This is a genomic window from Pseudomonas sp. CFBP13509 (genome assembly GCF_005233485.1).
GTDB classification, from domain to species: domain Bacteria; phylum Pseudomonadota; class Gammaproteobacteria; order Pseudomonadales; family Pseudomonadaceae; genus Aquipseudomonas; species Aquipseudomonas marginalis.
The window spans coordinates 26,474-47,374 of record NZ_QGAA01000014.1 but is presented as its reverse complement, the minus strand read 5'-3'; the positions used below and the strand labels follow the sequence as shown (position 1 = coordinate 47,374).

At 62.1% G+C, this 20,901-nt stretch carries 18 protein-coding genes; 2 read left to right on the top strand and 16 right to left on the bottom strand.

Annotated elements, in window-relative coordinates; genetic code table 11:
* Positions 1–74: 74 nt before the first annotated feature.
* The 15 genes from PspCFBP13509_RS22125 to PspCFBP13509_RS22055 form a co-directional block, all read right to left on the bottom strand.
* Entirely contained in the window at positions 75–1,517 is a 1,443-nt protein-coding gene (locus tag PspCFBP13509_RS22125; protein ID WP_065924683.1) for an efflux transporter outer membrane subunit, read from the bottom strand.
* Complete coding sequence (locus tag PspCFBP13509_RS22120) at positions 1,514–2,404, bottom strand: efflux RND transporter periplasmic adaptor subunit (RefSeq protein WP_027608075.1); 891 nt, start codon at positions 2,402–2,404, stop codon at positions 1,514–1,516. The genes PspCFBP13509_RS22125 and PspCFBP13509_RS22120 overlap by 4 nt, the downstream gene beginning before the upstream one ends.
* Entirely contained in the window at positions 2,401–2,610 is a 210-nt protein-coding gene (locus tag PspCFBP13509_RS22115; protein WP_012721577.1) for a DUF1656 domain-containing protein, read from the bottom strand. The genes PspCFBP13509_RS22120 and PspCFBP13509_RS22115 overlap by 4 nt, the downstream gene beginning before the upstream one ends.
* A complete protein-coding gene (locus tag PspCFBP13509_RS22110) occupies positions 2,607–4,685 on the bottom strand; it encodes an FUSC family protein (protein WP_137212699.1) in 2,079 nt (692 codons plus the stop codon). The genes PspCFBP13509_RS22115 and PspCFBP13509_RS22110 overlap by 4 nt, the downstream gene beginning before the upstream one ends.
* Complete coding sequence (locus tag PspCFBP13509_RS22105) at positions 4,682–5,092, bottom strand: MarR family winged helix-turn-helix transcriptional regulator (RefSeq protein WP_065924681.1); 411 nt, start codon at positions 5,090–5,092, stop codon at positions 4,682–4,684. Before PspCFBP13509_RS22105 ends, PspCFBP13509_RS22110 begins: the two co-directional genes overlap by 4 nt.
* Before the next feature lie 436 nt (positions 5,093–5,528).
* Positions 5,529–5,795 (bottom strand): short-chain dehydrogenase, encoded by a 267-nt coding sequence (locus tag PspCFBP13509_RS31380; protein WP_161985736.1) that lies wholly within the window; start codon positions 5,793–5,795, stop codon positions 5,529–5,531.
* A gap of 309 nt (positions 5,796–6,104) precedes the next feature.
* On the bottom strand, positions 6,105–6,521 hold the full coding sequence (locus PspCFBP13509_RS22095; RefSeq protein ID WP_137212698.1) for a hypothetical protein: 417 nt from the start codon (positions 6,519–6,521) through the stop codon (positions 6,105–6,107).
* On the bottom strand, positions 6,518–7,171 hold the full coding sequence (locus PspCFBP13509_RS22090) for a hypothetical protein (protein WP_137212697.1): 654 nt from the start codon (positions 7,169–7,171) through the stop codon (positions 6,518–6,520). Before PspCFBP13509_RS22090 ends, PspCFBP13509_RS22095 begins: the two co-directional genes overlap by 4 nt.
* Positions 7,172–7,245: 74 nt before the next feature.
* Positions 7,246–8,739, bottom strand: coding sequence for a Fic family protein (locus PspCFBP13509_RS22085; RefSeq protein ID WP_137212696.1), 1,494 nt, complete (start codon positions 8,737–8,739; stop codon positions 7,246–7,248).
* Between the two features lie 97 nt (positions 8,740–8,836).
* The gene (locus PspCFBP13509_RS22080; RefSeq protein ID WP_137212695.1) at positions 8,837–9,082 is read right to left on the bottom strand and encodes a DUF2789 domain-containing protein; all 246 of its coding nucleotides are present in this window, start codon (positions 9,080–9,082) and stop codon (positions 8,837–8,839) included.
* A gap of 9 nt (positions 9,083–9,091) precedes the next feature.
* Positions 9,092–9,703: an adenylyl-sulfate kinase gene (gene cysC / locus PspCFBP13509_RS22075; RefSeq protein ID WP_137212694.1), complete on the bottom strand. Its 612-nt coding sequence runs from the start codon at positions 9,701–9,703 to the stop codon at positions 9,092–9,094.
* Positions 9,687–11,201 (bottom strand): TolC family protein, encoded by a 1,515-nt coding sequence (locus PspCFBP13509_RS22070; RefSeq protein WP_137212693.1) that lies wholly within the window; start codon positions 11,199–11,201, stop codon positions 9,687–9,689. The genes cysC and PspCFBP13509_RS22070 overlap by 17 nt, the downstream gene beginning before the upstream one ends.
* Positions 11,202–11,241: 40 nt before the next feature.
* Complete coding sequence (locus PspCFBP13509_RS22065) at positions 11,242–16,638, bottom strand: Ig-like domain-containing protein (protein ID WP_137212692.1); 5,397 nt, start codon at positions 16,636–16,638, stop codon at positions 11,242–11,244.
* A gap of 52 nt (positions 16,639–16,690) precedes the next feature.
* Entirely contained in the window at positions 16,691–17,524 is an 834-nt protein-coding gene (locus tag PspCFBP13509_RS22060; RefSeq protein WP_137212691.1) for a sulfotransferase family protein, read from the bottom strand.
* Positions 17,525–17,640: 116 nt separating this feature from the next.
* Entirely contained in the window at positions 17,641–19,245 is a 1,605-nt protein-coding gene (locus tag PspCFBP13509_RS22055; protein ID WP_137212690.1) for a glycosyltransferase family 39 protein, read from the bottom strand.
* A gap of 200 nt (positions 19,246–19,445) precedes the next feature.
* Between PspCFBP13509_RS22055 and PspCFBP13509_RS22050 the strand changes: the two genes are divergently transcribed.
* A complete protein-coding gene (locus tag PspCFBP13509_RS22050) occupies positions 19,446–20,033 on the top strand; it encodes a phage tail protein (RefSeq protein WP_137212689.1) in 588 nt (195 codons plus the stop codon).
* Between the two features lie 55 nt (positions 20,034–20,088).
* On the top strand, positions 20,089–20,397 hold the full coding sequence (locus PspCFBP13509_RS22045) for a DUF6916 family protein (protein WP_137212688.1): 309 nt from the start codon (positions 20,089–20,091) through the stop codon (positions 20,395–20,397).
* Here PspCFBP13509_RS22045 and PspCFBP13509_RS22040 read toward each other — a convergent pair.
* A complete protein-coding gene (locus PspCFBP13509_RS22040) occupies positions 20,373–20,888 on the bottom strand; it encodes a GNAT family N-acetyltransferase (RefSeq protein WP_137212687.1) in 516 nt (171 codons plus the stop codon). The two genes, PspCFBP13509_RS22045 and PspCFBP13509_RS22040, sit on opposite strands and share 25 nt — an antisense overlap.
* Between the last annotated feature and the right edge of the window lie 13 nt (positions 20,889–20,901).

Here is a 20,901-nt window from a genome sequence, read left to right as displayed (position 1 = left end):
ATCCCCATGAGCAAACGCGAGCAGTGTCAGGCGAGTCGTCACGGCGACCCGCCTGTCCAAGCATAGCTATTCGCTCAGGGTTTGCCGGGCTGTGACGCTTGCGTTCGTCCGCTTTCCCAGCCGCCGCCCAGGGCCAGGAACAGATCGATCTGGCTCATGGCAACCTGGGTATTCGCCGCCGCCAGTTGCGCGCGCATCGCGGTGTAGGTGCGGGTGGCTTGCAGGTCGGCAAGGAACGATTCGCGGCCGGCCTGGAAGAAGCGGTGGGTCTGGTCTGCCGCCTCTTGGGCCGAGCGCTCGGCGTCCGCCAGCGCCTCGCGCCGTTGCAGCACGGCGGTGTATTGCGCCAGGCCGGTCTGGGTTTCGCGGATGGCATTGAGTACCACACCGTCGAAATGCGCCAGGGCGCCCTGGGTCGCGGCTTCGGCTTCGTGGATGCGCGCACGGGCGCCGTTGGTCGGCACCGTCCAACTGATCATCGGACCGAAGCCCCAGCGGTTGGTCGCCGGCTGGCCGAGGTTGTCGAGCAGGCCCACGGTGCCCACCGTGGCGCCAATGGCGATGTCCGGGTACAAGGCGCCGGTGGCCACGCCGATACGCGCAGTGGCGGCGGCCAGTTGGCGCTCGGCCTGGCGCACGTCGGGGCGACGCTTGAGCAGTGCCGCACCATCGCCCACCGGCAACAATTGAGCGATATGCGGCAGTTCGGCACAGCTGCCGGTGCCCGCCGGCAGTTGGTCCACTGGCTTGGCCAGCAGCATCGACAGGCGGAACAGCCCGGCCTGGCGCGCCGCTTCGTAGCGCGGCATGTCGGCGCGCAAGGATTTGTATTGGGTTTGCGAGCGGGTGACCTGGGTTTCATCGCCACGGCCCGCGTCACGCAGGCGTTGGGTCAGTTTGGTGCTCTGGGCTTGCAGGTCGAGGGACTCGTTGGCAATCGCCAGTTCTTCGTTGGCCGCGCAGACCTGGGTGTAGGAGCGCACCACATCGGCCACCAGGGTGATGCGTGCGGTATCAGCGGCAGCCTGGGCCGCATCGGCGCTGGCCTGGGCGCTTTCGATGCCACGTTGCAAGGTGCCGAACAGGTCGAATTGATACGAGGTGGTAATGCCGACGCTGCCGATGTTATCCACCGGCACTTTGTCCGCCTGCAAAAACGCTTCGCCGGATTCCTGCAGCCGTTGCACCTCGGCCTTGGCGCCGGCACTCCAGCCGCCGGCGGATTCAGCCTGTTGGGTCTGATAACGGGCGCGCTGCAGGTTGGCTGCGGCCACCCGCAGGTCGGTGTTGGAGGCCATGGCCTGGCGTACCAGCTCGTCCAGGCGCGGGTCTTTGTACAGCTTCCACCAGTCGGCCGGCACCGGCGCCGACACCACGTCGCTGCCCTTGCCCGCCAGTTGCCCTTGCAGGTCAGCGCGGTTGACGGCAGACGTTTGCGGCAGCTTGTAATCCGGCCCCACCACTTGGCAGGCCGACAGCAACAACCCCAGCGCAGCGGTTGCCCACAGCGGCTTCATGGCTTGGCTCCGTCATTGGGTTTGTCGCCAATGATCGACACCGTGGCCGTACGCCCGGCGATCATGCGGAAGTCCGCCGGGACATCGTCAAAGGCAATACGCACCGGAATCCGCTGGGCCAGGCGCACCCAGCTGAACGCCGGGTTGACGTTGGGCAGCAGGTTAGAGCCGCTGCTGCGGTCACGGTCTTCGATACCGGCGACGATGCTCTGCACATGCCCGTGCAGGCGGGCGTTGTCGCCGATCACACGGATGTCGACGCCCATGCCGACGTGGATACCGTCGAGCTTGGTCTCTTCGAAGTAGCCGTCGATGTGGAACGAATTGCTGTCCACCACCGACAGCACCGGCCGCCCGGCGGTGACGAACTCCTGGGTACGCGGTGCACGGTCGTTGACGTAGCCGTCCACCGGGCTGCGGATCACCGAGCGGTCGAGGTTGAGTTGGGCCGAGTCCACCGTCACTTGCGCTTCGGCCAGGGCCGATTGGGCGCGGGCAACGCGGGACTGGCTTTCTTCCAGTTGCTCGCTGGGCACCAGGTTGCCGAGGCCACGGTTACGCTTGTACTCGCGGCTTGCCTGGGCCAGGGTTTCCTGGCGGTCGGCCACGGCGGCCTGGGCTTGGCGCAGGGCCAGCTTGAAGCGGTCCTGGTCGACGGCAAACAGTACCTGGCCCTTGGTCACCAACTGGTTGTCGTGCACATCGACGCGCTGGATCAGCCCGGACACGTCCGGCGCGATCTGCACGATGTCGGCACGGATGTGACCGTCACGGGTCCAGGGCGCAAACATGTAGTACATGACCATGCGCCACACAACGACGACCGCGAAGCTCACGATCAACAACGTCAGGACTACACGGCCGATGGTCAAGAAAGGTTTTTTCATGTCATCAGGTATCGACTGAGTGAGTCCACCGCGCCCAGCAACAGCGCGTAGAGCCCCACATTGAACAATGCCCGGTGCCAGACCAGGCGATAGAAGTGGACGCGGGTCAACAGCCCGTGCACCACCAGGAACAACACGTACGTAATGCCCATCAGCACCAGCAGCGTGGGCAGGAACACCCCGCTGATATCCAGATCACCGATCATAAAGGCGCTCCATCGGGTAGCGGCGCTTCCATCTCCGTGCCGCCAATGAATTCCACTCCCGGCAACAACGCCAGGCGCAGGCCGGCCAGCGCGTGCAGCAGGTGCAGGCGGGTATCGGCTTCGTCTTGCAGGCCCTGGTCGTTGAGGGCGCGACGCGTGCGGTCGAGGGTCATCAGCAGACCGCTGGGCGCGGGCAAGCGTTCACCCGCCTTGAGGCAGGCCTTGAAGTAACCGCCCACGCCTTCCACCACCTGGTTGAGCAGCACCCGCGGCACGCCGAGGATGCGCGGCGAATAGGCCAGCAGGTCGAGCAGGTTGAGCGCCACGCGCAGGTCGCGCAGGGCGATGCCGGTGTCCTGGCCGATCATCGCCAGGCGTGGCAGGTGCTGCATCAGGCGGTCAAGCATTTGCACGGCCAGGTAGCGGTGTTCGTTCAGGGTGGCGGGCTCGGTCAGGCCGACGATGTCGCGCCAGCTGAAACGGGTCAGGCGCTTGGCCGCCAGTTCGGCGCCGAAGGGCCGTGCGATCAACGTCCACACAAAGGCGAACAACAGGCCCACGGGCCCGGCCAGGTTGACGTTGGCGAAGTTGAGGAAGTCCGCGTCGTAGGCGCCCTGGATGCTGATGAACGACGAGGTGTTCACCAGCGTCAGCAGCATGCCCAGGTAAAAACGCGGCTGCACGGTCAGCGTGCCGATGCAGATGAACGGCACCGCGAACGCCAGTACCAGCATCGGGAAATCGTGCAGGTTGGGCAGTACCAGGAACAGGTAGAGGCTGGCGAACAGCACCGACATGGCGGTCCAGAAAAAGAACCGATAGATCTGCGGCGCCGGGTCGTCCATAGAAGCGAAAAAACTGCAGGCCACGGCTGCCAGGATCACCGCGCTGCCGCCATCGGTCCAGCCCAGCAGGATCCACAGCACCGACGCGACGATGATCGCGGTGACGGTGGAAAACGCCGAATAAAGCATCAGGCCATGGTCGAGGAACGGCGTGAGCCGGCCCAGGCGCCAGTGACGGTACACGGCGCGCCAGGTGTCCTGGCTTTCGCACTGGATGGCGGCTTGCAGGCTTCGGCAGTCCTGCCACAGGTCGATCCACTCGCCCAGGCGGTAGAGGGCGTTGGAGAACAGCAGTGTGTGGCGCTCGTCCAGCGCTTCGCCTTGGGGTTGCAGGGCGTCGACCTGTTCACGCAGGGCGCGCCAGCGTTCCAGCGGTGCGCTTTCGGTGGTGTTTTCCAGCCACTGCCGGGTGGCTTCCAGCAGCGGCGTCAACTGCTCGAGAAACTGCGGCGCACGCTGTTCGACGGCATACAGCGCATCGTCGAGTTCCTCCACCAACGGCAGCAGGTGGATCATGCGCCCGCGCAATTCCTTGGTATTGCGCACCGTCTGCGGCCGCGCGCCTTCGTGGGGCAACTGGCCGATCATCAATTCAAGGGTATTGAAGGTGGCGACCATGCCGCCGCGCAGGGCGCTGACTTCTTCCGGCTGCACATTGCGGGAAAGAAAGCGCTGGCTGTAGACCTGGGCGTCGCTGAACCACTTGGCCACCGCGCCATCGAACACCGGCATCAGCCGCCGCGGCCAAAACATCGCGCCCACCACCGCCGCGACCGCAATGCCGAGGAAGATTTCCTCGGTCCGCGCCTCGGCCACATCCCACACCGCCAGCGGGTTATCCACCACCGGCAGGGCGATCAGCGGCAAGGTGTAGCCGGCCAGCATCAAGGCATAGTTGTTGGCAGTGCGCAGGTGCATGGAGAGGAACAGCAAGGTGCCCGTCCACAGTGCGATCACCACCACCAGGATGTACGGCGACTGCACGAACATCGGCACAAAAAACACCGCCGCCGCCGCCCCCATCAAGGTGCCGATGGCGCGGTACAGGGCCTTGGAACTGGTAGGGCCGACAAACGGACTGGAGACGATATACACCGTGGCCATCGCCCAATACGGACGCGGCATTTGCATCAGCATGGCGATGTACAACGCGATCATCGACGCGGCGAAGGTACGAACCCCATAGAACCAGTCACGGGCGGGCGGAAAACCGGTAAAAAATCCGTTCAAAGCGTCGCCGCCTCAAAGGCCCGCAGTACACGCAGTGCCGCTTCCATGTCGGCGGTCGCAATGTCCGCCAGCACTTCGCGGCGCAGGCGCACCAGTTGCACCTCCACCGCCTGCACCAACTCGCGACCACGCTCGGTGAGGCTCAGGGCCTTGGCGCGGCGGTCGTGAATGTCTTCGCTACGGCACACATAGCCGTCATGGCACAGCCGGTCGAGCAGGCGCACCAGCGAAGGACTTTCCATCCCGGAGGCCTGGGCTACTTTGACCTGATGCACTCCGTCGCCCAGGCGACCGATCATCAACAACGGCACAGCGCAGGCTTCGGAGATGCCATAGCTCACCAGCGTGCTCTGGCAGATTTTGCGCCAGTTACGGGCGCCCACCACCATGCTGCTGCTGAGGTTCATCTGGAGGTGTTCGAGGGATTGAGGCACTGGATAGTTCGCATACAGTTAGTTTGCTAACTATCAATATGGTGGAAGGATCGGATTGCGTCAAGTTTTGAAACAATTTAGCGGATGGGTGGAGCGATTCAGTGGCAACACCGCAGGACGAATGTGGGAGGCCCCCCCGATAGCCATAGGTATCTACATAACTTCGGCTCAACGCTGAACGCCCGGCAGATAGGGCTGTTGTGGCGAGCGGGCTTGTCCCGCGTTGGGGTGCGAAGCGCCCCTGATGAAGACGAATGCGGTGTATCAGGCACTCCTCTGCGCCTGGTTTTGGGGCTGCTTCGCACCCCAACGCGGGACAAGCCCGCTCGCCACAGGGTCCCAGTTTGCTGCGCGACAGCGCTACGTCGAAGAGATAGTGGGACCTCCCACATTTGGATCGATGTCGGCGTCAGGATTGCTGTGCGGCCTGGGCATCCAGGCGGCGCTGGATTTCACCCATCATGTCCAGGCCATCGCGCAGCGAAACCAGTGCGGCTGTGACCAGGTGATGGAGGTTTTGGCTGTCAGATTTGGCGGTCAGGGTTTCCAACAGCTCAGTGCCGATACGGATGCGACTGCTCGCCGTTTCATGGAGCAAATGCGAGGGGGCAAAGGTGTTGAAGGCCAGTACGGGAACGCTCGTTGGGTTGGATTTGAACGCGGAAAATTGTTCCATGAGTGAAATCTCGAAGATTGGGTTCAAAATCACCGCTCCTCGTCGCCAAACGAGAAAGGGTGGCAGCTGTACGCAGGTTGGCGAACCGGTAATCTACGAAACCCGGCAGATCCGAAGATCTCCCGCGCACAGCCGCCATAAAACTTCGTGCCTTCGCCCGAGGGAGCAGCACGGAATTTGAACGCTGTAACGCTTCGTAGAACGCGGATCGCCAAATCCGATCGCCGATATGCGGCGACGGGGCGAACTATAGGGGGGATGGTGGAGGCTGTGCAACAGACTTCATGGGTTGCCAGGCCCCTTGACCGGTCAGGATTTTTTGCACCATCGCCATACGCTCCAGACCTTGATTCCTTCAGAAACAATCACTAACACAGCCATTAACACCACGTTGTAGTTAGGGACAAACTGCGCACCTACCAGCAACAGCGAAACAGAAGGCACAATAAAAGCCAATCGCAAGGGTGTTTGAAGGTAAGTAACCCACCTCACCTGTTCACGTCCAAGAAAGAACAGTACGCACGAGATTACGATGGAAACTTGCAGCAGCATGGCAAAGCCGAACATATATAACTGCACGACACTTTGATCACGCAGCACCCATAAAGCACTTTCAAGATCGCTTAAGTAAGGAATCCTTCCCTCTATTGCGCTGGCCACTGCATACCGAATCAGATAAAGGGCATCCATGGCTCCCCAAAACCAAAAAACATGCTTGCGCGTCATTCTCCTGCTTCCTTGTATTCATAGGCCACATCCGGTGTTACAGGCTGCCAATGCCACGACTTACCACCCACCTGCCAGTTGTCATCGCTCTCCAGATAACGTTGTTTTATATGCCGCAGCTCTCCATATCGACGCTCAACTGATCTGTGGGAAAGTTGATCATCTCGACTATCAAGCCTTACCCACCGTTGAGTCATAACTCTAGTGGTGTTCGCGAGATCTTTTCCATCCGAGAGAAATACCCTCCCCGCATCACCTGCTGAAACTAACCGATTAGCGGCGAGAATCGCGGCATTTTTAACTCCGTCGTAATTGATGCTTACCTTCTCCCATTTGCCAGGCCCAACATACAGTCGGCGCCCCATTAGATGTCCATATTTGATGCGACATTCGCGACTTAAGGGGAGAAAGGGATAGTCCATCACAAACAACCACTCACCGGCTCCCAGTTTATCCAAAACCCGCCGTTGGTCTTTTTCAGCGGAGCAGCAAGCGGGAGAAAGACCGCACTCACTGAGCAATTCACTCATCCCGGGCAGCGCATACGGGGCGCGAAAAAACTCTCGCACTTTTATTCCCGCAAAATAGGGACTCTCGATTTTTGTGAGTTCATAATTTTCAATTTCGTCGCGTGGGACCAGGCGTTTCATGTTGTGTCCAGAGCAGGGAGTTAGCGCCTGTTAATAGCGACTCCCTCACACCCGCCACTATCGTCCACTTCCCTTTAGTCGATAGGAAATTTCCCAATGTCGCGCAGAGCATCCCCCACCTCCTGCTCAATAAACTCAAACACCTCCTCCGACACGCTGTACTGAAACTGCTTGCGTCGGTGCCTGGAAACCTTGCCCTCGTTATCCAGGCACATCATCACCAGCTTCGACAGATCACTGCCGCGCACATCAAAGCGCTGGTTCACGGCCTTGATCACGCGGTCGTAGCGGTCGAGAAATTCGGTTTCTTCACGCAGTTCCACTTCCAGCGCGCGGCGGGCCATTTGCAGGGTGAATTCGACGCAGTGGGTGGCGTCCCAGTAGCGGTAGATCGAGGGGTGGCCGATGAAGTCGAAGGCCATTTGGTCGCCGTCCAGCCACGTAACGTTCCAGAATTCCCGCGTCGGCTGGGAAAAGGCTTTGAGTGCCGCCAGATAGGCTTGCTCTTCGTGCTTCATCGCGACGGACACCGGCAGCAGCAGGCCGTTTTCCAGTGCACCGTAATGGCACAGCGTCTGATGGATCAGGAAGCGCGACAAGCGCCCGTTGCCGTCCATAAACGGGTGCAGGAATACGAAGCCGAACGCAGTAACTGCCGCCGCTACCAGGGGGTCGACCTCACGTACTGGCTGATTGGCGAAGGCCATCAGCTCTTCCATCAGTTCCTGGCAAAGCTCAGGGGCTGGAGGAACATAGCTGACGCCCGCCGCACCGCGCAGGCCGTTGTGCAGATGATTCTGCTCATAGCGAAACGCGACGGCTTTGTCGAAGGGGTTGGAGACGGTGCTGTTCTGCAGGTCTACCAGGTAGTCCTCGGTCAGCAAGCGGCCTTCATGAGCCTGGCGTAACAGATGAACAAAGCGGCGGGATTTTTCTTCGCTGGGTTGTTCTTTTTCGATGGCGAACGAGTCGCGAGTTTCGTGGAGGTAGGCCCACTGGATGGCACGGTCCATCATTTCGGGTGGGAGGGTGGCCATGAAGGATTTGGCACGGCCGAGGATGTCGAAGCTCAGTAAAGCGTCAATTTCCGGCGTCCGCTCTACGGTCGCGCAATAAGCCAAAGAGCCCAGCCCATTAAAGTCGATGCGCCAGCGGGAATTACGCGTTGACGGTCCCGTCACGTAACGTTGAGGGTCAAACAAGGGAGAAACGCGGCTATTGATCGGCTTGCTGTAATTGAGCTGCTGAAGGGTCAGGCCTTCCCATAAGTAACAGACCTTGCGAATAAATACTCCGTTAGGTGCCTTATCCAGCTCGTTCAATAACTGGTCTGCGCTGACGGTTTCAAGCGCCTGAGCCAGAATGCCAAGGTTGATACCTTCGTGTTTGAGGGCGAAAAGAATATGGTCGAGCACTGAGCCAGTGACGGGCGCAACAGCCTGAGGAACCGCGAGGCAATCACCTATGATCGAGATCCGGGTGACTGGCTTGATCATCGCGGCCCGGGTAGGCGCAATGGCTTTTAACCCGAGGGATTGATGGAGATGGGCATAACCAACAAAAGACATCGCGCAACCTCAAAAAAAGTTCACTTACGCGATTAAAGCCCAGTTTTTTTCAACCCTCATCCGATTTTTTCAAGTTTTCGCGATTTCTCTAATTTTTTTACACCCCTCGCCCACCCCGCAACATCAGATTCAACTCATCCACCACTTCCGCCCAATCCGCATCGTCCAAAATTTCCTCGCGCAAAAACGCTTTCTGGCTGTCTGTCCAAAAAAACGCATCTGCCAATTTCAGATCCGGCTTGAGTGGCGAGTGGACCGCCACAAACTGATCAATACTGACCGGGTCATCCGGCAGCCCAAGCTGTTTGAACAGTGACGGCAAGCTGTGCACAGGCGACTCCATGGCGGACTCCTAAGAAGATGATTCCCCAGAGTCTAGTTCAGGCGCCAGCCAGGCCAACAACCGCTCGACGCTCTGCGGTGCCGACAGCACGCCGGTATCCAGTACCAGCGCAGCGTGGGGCGGTGGCTCGTAGGGCGAACCAATGCCGGTAAACCCCGGTAGCTCGCCCCTGCGTGCGCGGGCGTAATGACCTTTGGGGTCGCGCCGCTCACAAACCGCCAGCGAGGCACTGCACCACACTTCCCGATAGTCGGCCCCCAGGCGCTCGGCGAAGACCTCGCGCAACTGCACCAGGGGCGCAATCATCGCCAGGATCACGATCTGCCCGTGGTCCACCAGCAGCGCCGCCAGTTCGCTGGCGCGGCGGATGTTTTCCAGGCGGTCGCTGTCGGCAAAGCCCAAGTCTTTGTTGAGCCCGACGCGCAAGGCATCGCCGTCGAGCACGATGCTCTGGCGGCCGTGTTCGAAGAACGCGGCCTGGAGGCCCTGGGCCAGGGTCGACTTGCCCGAGGCGGGCAAGCCGGTGAGCAGGATCGCCACACCGCGATGGCCGTTGCGCGCCTCGCGTTGACGGCGGGTGATGCTCGCCGTCGGCGCCACCAGGTTATTGGGCGACGGCACGCGGCACCGGTGCGGTGATGTTGCCGGCAGCCCAGGCCGATTCACGGCTGGCCAGGGCAGTGGCGATGCTTTGCACGCGGTCGGAGTCCAGTTGCTCCGGCAGCGGGTCGAGCCCGGCGCTGGCGAAGATCTGGCCGTAGGCGTTGCGCAGGTCAGCGTAGGCCAGGTCGCGGCGCAGGTCGGCTTGCAGGGTGTTGAGCTCGCCCTGGATCAGGTCGAGTTCGCCCAGGCCCGCCGCCTCGTGACGATTGCGCAGTTGGGTGAGGATTTGCCCGTCGATATTGGCCAGTTGTTCGTTGGTCTTGAACTGGCGCACGGCATCCTGGAAGTTGGCATTGGCCACATACACCTGCGCCAATACCGCGATGGACATGGCCTGGCGCCGGGCGGTGGCGACTTCTTCACCGGCCTTGGCGACGTCGATGGCGGCCGGGGCGGAGATCACGTTGAACAGGTTCCAGGTGATCTTGGCGCCGTAGTCAGCCCAGCGGTTGTCCACCAGGAACGAGTTGCTGTCGTAGTGGCCGCCGGCGGAGAACTCCAGGCCCGGCAGCAGGCGCAGCATGGCTTTGCGGGTTTCGGCGGCGCTGATACGGGTCTGGTAGTCCTGCTCACGCAGTTCGGGACGATTGGCCAGGGCTTCCTGTTCCAGACTCGCCAGGTTGACCTTGAGTTGGGGCACCACGTAATCGTCCGGCGTGGCCAGTTTCAGGTCGGTGCCCATGGGCAGGTTGATCAAGGTCGCCAGTTCGGTCTTGGCCAGGGACAGGGCGCGGCGCTGTTCCTGCAACTGGCGCGTGGCTTCGATCAGCGAACGCTGGTACCCAAGGGCCTGGACCGGGTCGCCGATGCGCTGTTCGCTCATGTTCTGGCTGTCGGTCTGGGCCTGGTCGACCCGTACCATCAGGCTGTCGATCTGTGTCAGCAGACGCTCGGCCGCCACCGCTCGCCAATAGGCCGAGCGCACGTCCTGGACGATGGTGTTGATGACCTTGCGTCGACGCTCCTGGATGATCAGGCGCTGGTCGCCTTGCTGTTTGGCACTGATATAGCTGACGCCGAAGTCGAGGACGTTCCACACCATGGTCAAGTCCGCCACACGGCGGTCGCGGTCCTGGGAGGTCGACGGTTCCAGGGACTGGGTGCCGGTGAGCACGCTCTGGCTGCTGGAGGCGTTGGTGTTGTTGCGCCCGGCGTAGCCGGCGGACAGCGCCATGCGCGGCAACATGTCAAAGCTGGACAGGTCCGACTGTCGCTTGGCCAAGGCTTCTTCCATTACTTTCAAACGGCCTTCGAGGTTGTATTTCACCGCGCGGGCCATGGCCTGGTGCAAGGTAAGCGGGCCGCTGAGGGGTTCCTGCCCCGTGTACATACCGTGCAGATCATTGCGGGCACGTTGCTCGCTGACACTGCGTTCAATCGGCTCACTGGTGACCGCGCAACCGCTGATCGCCAGCACCAGCATGCTGGCGCCGAACAACTTATGACGTGTATTCATCCTTGTACTGCCCCTGTTCCTGCGCCGAAATTAAGTAGGTTCAAGCCTGCATTTCGCTGATGCCGACTTGTTGCAGTGCGTGTGCCAGATCGATCACCTGGCGATGCTCCCTCTCGTTGATCTGTTGCAGTTGTTGGCCAAGGGTCGGTGCGCCAAAGACGCCGCGCAGGCCTTGGGCCGCATCGCCGCCGCCCTTGATCGACTGGCTGTCGAACGCTTTGAAGCCTGAGTCGCTGCCACCGGTGTCGCGGTTGAACAGGCCCGACAACGTGCTTGAGCCAAACACCCCGCCGTCGCCGCCGCCGAAGCCAAGGAAACCCTGGCCACTGCCGTCCCCGCTGCCATCGGTGCTGAACACCTGGGCGATAAAGCTGGGCGACGACGCGCCGTTGTTGATGAAAATGCTGCCGATGGGCGGCAAGCCGCCACCCATCTCACGTTGCTCGAACAGTGGCGGGAAACCGAGGGGCGAACCCAGATCGCCACCCGGACGGCCGAAGATGATCGGCTGCAACGGCTGGTTCGGCGCATCCTGGGGCGCAACCGGAACGGTGACACGGAAGAGGGGGTCGCCCGTCAGCGCAATGGTGTTGATCGCAAAATTGTTGGAGTTGGCAAAACCGCTGCCAGCGTTGCCTGCCAGGTCTACCACCAGGCTGGAATCCAACGTGATGAAGTTGCTCGGATCGTTGATATTCGCCGTGGGTGTCAGGGTCGCAGTCCAGGTCTTGCCGCCGTCGTTGGTGGCCAGGTTGGACAAGGTGCCGTTGGCCACACTGAGGTCATCAAGCTCGAAGCCGCTGACCTTCTCGCTGAAGGTGAAGGTCACCGTGGTGGTCTGCCCGACTGTCAGACTGGGGTTGGCTATGCTGATGGTCGCGGTCGGCCGCTCTCCATCAATCGCAAAGTTGTTGGAAATTACGATGCCGCTGCCGACGTTACCCGCTGCATCATTCACCAGGCTGGTATCCAGCACGATCAGGTTGGTGGCATCGCTGATGGCCGCCGTCGGCGTCAAGGTGGCGGTCCAGGTTTTACCGCCATCGCTGCTGGCCAGGTTGGACAAGACAGCGTTGGCCACGCTCAGGTCTGACAGATCGAAACCGCTGACCGCTTCACTGAAGCCGATGGTCACCGTGGTGGTCTGCCCGATGCCCAGGTTGTTGTTAGCCACGGAGATAGTTGCGGTTGGGCGCTGGGTGTCAATCGTGAAGTTGTTGGAATCGGTGGTGCCCACGCCTGCGTTGCCAGCGCCGTTGATCAGGCCGGTATTGTCCAGGGTGATCACGTTGGTGGTGTCGGAAGTACTGACGCTCGGTGTGAACGTGGCCGTCCAGGTGACGCCGCCGTCGGTGGACGCCACGTTGCTCAACGTGCCGTTGCTGACGGTCAGGTCACTGTTGTCGAAACCGCTCACCGCGTCGTTGAAGGTGATGGTCACCAAGGTGGTTTCGCCGATGCTCAGGGACGAATCGGCAATCACGATGGTCGCCGTCGGCACGTTGGTGTCGATGGCATAGTTGTTGGAACTGGTCGTGCCCGTGCCGGTGTTACCCGCCCCATCGTTGACCCCGGTGTTGTTCAGGACAATCAGGTTGGACGCGTCGGTGACCCCAAGGCTAGGTGTGAACGTGGCCGTCCAGGTGATGCCGCCATCGCTGCTGCTGACCGCGCTCAACGTGCCATTGGCGACGCTCAGGTCCGAATTGTCAAAACCGCTGACCGCCTCGGAGAACGTAATGGTCACCAGCGAGGTTTCGCCGACGCTCAGCGCAGTGTCAGCCACCACGATGGTGGCGGTCGGGCGCTGGGTATCGACGGCGTAATTGTTGGAGTCGGTGGTGCCACTGCCGACGTTGCCCGCCCCATCCACGACGCCAGTGTTATTGAGGGTGATCAGGTTGGTGGCATCGCTGGTGCCGGCGCTTGGGGTGAAGGTCGCGGTGTAGGTGATGTTGTCGCTGGTGCTCAGGCCCGAAATCAAGCCGTTGGCGACGGTCAGGTCGGCCAGGGTGAAACCGGTCACCGCCTCACTGAAGGTAATAGTGACCACGGACGTTTCGCCGACCTTCAGCGCGGTGTCGGCCACCACGATGGTGGCAGTCGGGCGCTGGGTATCGATGGCGTAATTGTTGGAGTCGGTGGTGCCGCTGCCGGCGTTGCCCGCCGCGTCACTCACGCCGGTGTTATCCAGGGTGATGAGGTTGCTGGTATCGCTGGTACTGGCGCTCGGTGTGAGCGTGCCGGTCCAGGTGACGCCACCGTCGCCGCTGCTCAGGCCGGTGACCGTACCGTTGGTGACCGTCAGGTCGGCGCTGGTAAAGCCTGTCACCGCTTCGCTGAAGGTGATGGTCACCAGCGAGGTTTCGCCGACGCTCAGCGCGTTGTCGGCCACCACGATGGTGGCAGTCGGGCGTTGGGTATCGACAGCGTAGTTGTTGGAGTTGGTGGTACCACTGCCAGCATTACCGGCCGCGTCGGCCACACCGGTATTGGCCAGGACGATCAGGTTGGTGGCATCGCTGATGCTGGCACTCGGCGTGAGCGTCGCGGTCCAGGTGATACCGCCGTCGCTGCTGCTCAACCCGCTCAGGGAGCCATTGGCAACGGTCAGGTCCGCCAGGGTGAAACTGGTCACGGCCTCGCTGAAGGTGATCGTGACCAAGGACGTTTCGCCGATTGTCAGCGCGGTATCGGCCACCACGATGGTGGCAGTCGGGCGCTGGGTATCGACGGCGTAATTGTTGGAGTCGGTGGTGCCGCTGCCAGCGTTGCCCGCCGCGTCACTCACGCCGGTGTTATCCAGGGTGATGAGGTTGCTGGTATCGCTGGTACTGGCGCTCGGCGTGAGCGTGCCGGTCCAGGTGATACCGCCGTCGCCGCTGCTCAGGCCGGTGACCGTACCGTTGGCGACCGTCAGGTCGGCGCTGGTAAAGCCTGTCACCGCTTCGCCGAAGGTGATGGTCACCAGCGAGGTTTCGCCGACGCTCAGCGCGTTGTCGGCCACCACGATGGTGGCAGTCGGGCGTTGCGTGTCGACGGCATAGTTATTGGAATTGATAGAACCCACACCGACATTGCCACTGAGGTCCGCCACGCCGGCTTTATCCAGGACAATGAGATTGGTGGCATCGGTGATAGCCGCGTCCGGCGTCAGCGTGGCCGTCCAGGTGATGCCGCCGTCGCTGCTGCTCAGGCCGCTGATTGAGCCGTTGGCAACGGTCAGGTCGGCGGTGGTGAAACCGCTGACTGCTTCGCTGAAGGTGATGGTCACTACGCTCGTTTCGCCGATCCTGAGGGCGGTGTCGGTGACCACGATGGACGCCGTGGGTGCCACGGTATCGTTGACGATGTAGTTGTTCGAGTCAGTGGTGCCCACGCCGGCATTGCCAGCCAAGTCGGCCACGCCGGTGTTGTTCAGGGTGATGATATTGGTGGTGTCAGCGATGTTACCGGCTGCGGTCAACGTCCCCGTCCAGGTGATCCCGCCGTCGCCACTGGTCAAGGTCCCGACGCTGCCGTTCTGCACGGTCAGGTCCGCCGCGGTAAGGCCGGTCACGGCTTCGGAGAAGGTGATGGTCACCAGCGATGTGCCGCCGGAGTTCAGGTTGGTATTGGCGACCACGACGGTCGCGGTGGGTGGCGTCTCGTCCGGCACATAGTTGGTGTTGATGGTGCCGCCGTCACCGTAGACGTTGGCCACCGAAGACGGCGAAACACCCGCGGAGCCCGCACTCGTCCCCCCCACGCCACTGCCGCCAATGTTGCCGGCCAGTGCCGCGAAGTTGGCGGCGGTAATCAGGATCGAGCCTTTGTTCCAGATGGCGCCGACCCCGACGCCGCCCGCGCCGCCTGCCTGGAGATAGCTGCCGCCGGCCCCGCCCCCCCCACCGCCGCCACCCGCGCCGACGTTGTTGGAGATGGCCGAGTTACCGATGATCCGCAGGGTCGCGCCGGTGTCGTTGTAGATCCCCCCCACCGCACCACCGCCGTCACCACCGAAGTTGTCGTACCCGTCACCGCCACCGCCACCGCCGATGGACAATCCGCCACTGGTGGCCGTGCCACCGGCCGAACCGGTGCTATAACCCGGATACGCCGCACCGCCGGCGCCCCCCGTGGTGGAACCGCCACGCCCACCGATGTTGAAGAAACCACCGCCCGCACCGCCCTGCCCCGCCGTGCCATTGGAGCCCGTGGAGTTGAGCGTGTCGCCGCCCCTGCCGCCGGTGCCGCCGGTGATCGCGCCGCCGCCGCCGCCGCCGCCCCCGGCATATTGCGGCGTTACACCGCCACCGCCGCCACCGCCCGAAGCGGCGTTGGCGGTGACCGTAACGTTGCGCAGGGTCAAGGTGCCGGCGTTGTAGATACCACCGCCCTTGGACACCAGTGCATCGTCACCGCCGTTACCACCGTTGCCTGCCACCATGCCCCGGGTAATGACCAGGCCATCGAGAGTGGCCGTGGTACCCGCCGTCACGTTGATGATCTGGGTGCGGTATTGCCCATCCAAGGTCACATCGGCCACGTTGTCGTTATTGAGGTCACCATCGATAGTGACGTTCTTGTCGACCACCAGCACCGACGTCAGCCCGATGGTCATGCTGGTGTTGAACGTGACGATATCGCCGTTCTGCGCAGACGCCAGCGCCGCGCGCAGGGAACCCACGCCGCTATTGAGATTGTTAGTGGCGGTCCAAGTGGCCAGGCCCCATTGATACTCGCTCATGGCGCTGGCCGACAACACGTTGGCGCTTTCGATATTGCCCGTGGCGATTTCCAGGTCCCAGTCGCCGCCCAGGCCGGTGCGGTCGGTTGACGCCGCCACGTCGCGGCCGGTCAACTGCGCCAATGAATCGACCAGGCTCAAGCCACGCTCGCCTTCGGCGGTGTAGCAGCCATAGATCAGGATATCGCCACCGACGTTCATGTCCTGGCCGATCTGCGCCAGCACCTCGCTGCGGGCCTGGACGTTATCCGCCGACAGGTAACTGTTGCCCAACCACAAATCGCCGGCGTTACCGTGGGCGATGATCTGCACCGAGCTGACGCCCTGGTGGCTGTCCAGGTAGTCGGCGATCTGCTGCAAACCGTCCCTGGTCGCATCCAGTTGCACCACCTGGGTACCGGGCGCCACGCCTTCGAGCAGGCTGGCGGAATCCTTGACTCGTGAGTCGACGAACAGCACGCTCTTGCCCGGCACCGCCGCATGGGTCGCATCGACCTGGCCCTGGGGCGCGTGCGTGTCCACCGGCTGATCCGCCGAGGGGGGCTTGGCCGCCTCGGCCGTAGGCTGGGCATCCGGCTGCGCGGCATCGACCACGGTTGCCGCCACCGCACCGTCGAACAGCATTCGCGGCTCCAGGAACATAATCATTGGCGATGCCAGGGCGTGTGCCCCCTCGATTACCCGCGATTTGCCTTTGTTCCACCACATGACGATCACCTGGACTCGAACGCTTTGAACACGCAAAAAAGAAAAGCCGCAATCAGCTGATCGCGGCGTCGGTTTTCATACGAATGACATTGGCTGCACTGGCAGACCCATCGCGCCAGAACGACAACGCGGCATACTTTTCAAACAGGTCCGGCGGTAACACGGTTCGCCGGGCCTGCGGCGCGACCTTGGGCTTGACCTTGTGCAGGCCGGCAAGCCCCAGCGCCTCGTCAAAGGCCGGTGCGTCGTAGGTCAGGTGATTGAAATCATGTTCGAACCACGGTTCACCGATGAACTCATACACCAGCCGCATCACGCGCTCCGGGGCCTGGCTCAACAAGTCGTAATCGACGATCAGCAACGACTCGGCGTTCTCGCCGTAATACGCCTCTTTGAGCGCCGTCCAGGCAAAGCCTACCAAGCGATTACGCTGGGCCAGGGTTTCGCAACGGCTGTACACGGTGTTGCGCTCGTCATCGTCATTGAACAGTTTGGTGTTCTCGAACGGATTGGCGCGGTACAGACGTTCAAGGCTGTCCAAGACCCACGCCACGTTGCGCACGCAGGCGATTACCTTGGCCTGTGGGAATAGGTCATGCAGCGCGGGCATGCGCGCGCACCACTGGCGATTGGTGTCGAACACCACCGGGGTGGAGGTCTGGTTGGCGTAATAGGCGTCGAATAGCCCGCGCAACAAACGGCGGCGAGTGCTGGCATCGATTACCGAGCCGAACTCACTGCCGGCGCTGCATTGCGCCAGCACCCCATTGAATAAGGGACTTACCGGGCTGCTCATGCCGGCGTGAAAACGCGGGTTCTGCAAGAGGATCGCAGAAAGCAGGGTCGAGCCGGAACGCGGCAAGCCGGAGATAAAGTGATACTGCATCCGTTCACCACTTTGTAGGACAACATCCATTTGTCGCCGAAGAGTAGTTGAAGATTGCACGCACCACTAGGACGCAGTGGCCACCATTTTGATATTCCTTTCATAACGAATGGGTATTAGCGGCAACCTTCCGGTCGCAAGGGCTCGGGGCCGCGGCACAACACATAAAGACGCGCCCTCGCCCCGCCGCCGTCTTGTTGGCTGACTAGTCGCCAATCCGCTGGCAGCGGCGCAAATTCGTCCGGCTGTTCGTTGCTGCTGATCAGCCAGACACGCCGGGTATCGGCCGGCAAATCCGACAAGCGGTCGAGGTAGATGCGCCCGCCGTCCTGGTCCACCAGGGTGCCAAAGCCGTAGGCATTCGGCCGGGTTGGCGTGCCATCGGCCTTGGGCGGGGTGTAGAGCTGCAACTGGGCGTCGGTCTGGTCGTAATACACGTAGCTGAGGTACCACAGCATGTCACTGAGAACGATGCGGTCGTCTTCCTGGTAGTTGCGATTGACGAACTCCACTGGGCCGTTGAACTGGTCATGTTCATCCACCGTGAAGTTGTTCTTCAGCCCCAGCAGTTCCACACCGACCAACAGCACGAACAGCGCCGCCCCCAGCAGAGACAGGCGCGAGGGCAAGCGGTCGATGGCTATCGTCACCAGAATCGGCAAGCCCAGGGCGTATACGGTGAGGTAACGCTCGATAAACACCGGGGAGATAAACGACACGCCGTAGACGAGTAACAGCGGCAACAGGAAGAACAGCGCCAACAGGCTGGCCGGACGATAACGCTCGCGATCACGCCAGGCCGTAACACCCACTACACCCAGCAGCAGCAACGGGAACAGCCAGAACAGCGGCGCCCAAATGCCCAGGCCCTCATCCTGGAGCAGAAACTGCCAGATCATCGACGGCACGGAGAGCAGGCTGACCGGGTCTTCCCAGCCTATATCGCCGCCCACCTTGAGTTCATCGACATGCTGCACCAGGCCCAGCAGGTTCGGCAGCCAAGGCAGGTACAACAGCACGATGGCCACGTTGGCCAGCCACCACTGCCGACGCAGAATCAGGCGCTCGCCAGGCCGCTGGGACGTGCACAGCACGCCCAGCCACGCCCAATGCACCAGCACGCACAACGCGGTGAAGTAATGGGTGTAGAAACCGGCGGCCATCAGCAACACGTAGGCCACCAGGCAGCGGCTGCGTTCGGGTTGGCGCACCCAATACACCAGCGCCAGCGTGGCGGCCAGCAGCCACACGCCGAGCAGCGAGTACATCCGCACTTCCTGGCTATAGCGCACCGCCGTGGGCATCAGCGCCAGCAGTACACCGGCCAATACAGCGGCACGCTGGGTCGACAGCTGGCGCGTCAGCCAGACGCCAAGCCCCACGACCACCACGCCGGGCAGCGCACTCATGCTGCGTATGGACCAGATCCCATCGCCAAACAGCTCGATCCAACCGCGCAGCATGAAAAAATACAGCGGCGGGTGCACATCATGGGCGGCGTGAAACCACAGGTCGTCCAAGGCGTATTCACTGAGCAGCAGGCTGGAACCTTCGTCGCCCCAGATCGCCGCCGCCGTCAGGCCATAAAAACGCACGGCCATGGCCAGCGCCAGGATCGGCAACCACCATAGCCGGCTCAGCCATCCGGCGCCTGCCCAGGCGCCGTTGTACGCGGCAATGGCCGCAGCCTTTTCGTCTTGCTCTACCACAGACCGTCGCACCTCAATTCCCCTGCCATTGCCTGTTTCCAGGGCAAACCCCGTGCATGCACAAACAGTCGCCACTCTAGGTCAAAAGCCCCCGGTTCGCTCGCTGTTTCGAAAGCGCCAGGCAGCGAGCGAGCGCTGCGTCTACGCTCTGCGGTGACGCCCGATCAGATTGGCGTCACACCCCGTAAAGCCCATACAAGGATGAACGATTCATGGAAGTATTCATCGGTACCATCCAACCCTTTGCGTTTAATTTCGCCCCACGAGACTGGGCCTTGTGCGCCGGTCAGACCCTTTCGCTCAGCCAGTTCCAAACGCTGTTCGCCCTGATAGGCGTCACCTACGGCGGCGATGGCGTGCAAACATTCAAGCTGCCGGACCTGCAAGGTCGGCTACCCATCGGCCAAGGCAACGGTGCAGGGCTGTCGCCACGGGTCACGGGCGAATTCGCCGGCACCGAAAGCGTCACGGCCACCCTGGCCAACCTGCCCGCCCACACCCACGATGCAACAGCGCTCGCCATCAGCACCTCGGTGCAGCTGACCAGCGTCGCCAGCAACCCAGTGACGGCGCCCACCGCCACCAACGCGTTTATCGGTGCTTCCGGCACTGGACCGGGCAGTGCCACGATCTACTCCGACCAACAAGGCGTCAGCCCGGTACCGCTCAAGGGCGTCGCCTCCACGGTGACGGGAACCCTCGCGCCTGCGGGCCAAGGCCTGCCCATGGGGTCGATGAATCCGTTCCTGGCGATCAACTTCAGCATTGCCCTGAACGGGATCTTTCCATCACGCAGCTGACACCTGCACGGGGCCGAGGCTTACAGGCCTCGGCCCTTCTGACGCGGAGCCTCCTATGTTGAACCTGGTCACCCCGGAACATTTTCGGCCGCTGCTGAACCGCACCAGCGTGCTGTACCTGCCCGATGGTTCGGCGCTGCCGATCCAGATCCAGCGCTTGAACGATGCCCCGCAAGCGAGCATGCCCGGCAGCCCTCGCGAGGCGTTCAGTGTGTTGCTCAACAGCCTGGAGCCTACCGACTTCGTCGATGGCCTGTGCCGTTTGTCACTGGCGGACACCTGCCTGGAACACGTGTTTGTGTCCCGCGAGCCCGCCATGGGCCGTGACGCGCAACGCGGTTATTTCTGCATCGTGTTCAACTGAGACGGGTACCACACCAAGCGCTGAGCGGCAGGCGTCGCTTCTTCCTCCCGAAACCCCAGCGCCAGGTAATGCTGGCGCGCATGAGGGTTGCTCGCCCAGACCACCGTGGCCACCGGGCAACACACCTGTTGTGCGGCTTGCTGCACGCCCTGCAGCACTGCCCGGCCAAAGCCCCGGCCTCGGGCGACGGGGATAAACGCCAGGTACAACACGCGGATTTCATTGGGCCCGAAGTCGGCACTCAAGGCGCCGATGGGGGTATCGAGTTTCTCGATCACGTAATGCAGCGCACCCGGAAAGTGCTCGCCCATGCCGCGCTCCTGAACCTGAAACTGCTGGGCGATGACCTCCTCCACCAGGGCCTGCTCACCATCGATCCACTGCAAGTCCGGGCGTGCCGAGCGGTAAAGCCTGTGCAAAAACGGCTCGTCGATACTGCGTGACGGGCGCACCGAGAGACCCAGCGCCAACGCGCCTTCCTTGTTCAACATTGCGTTCCACTCC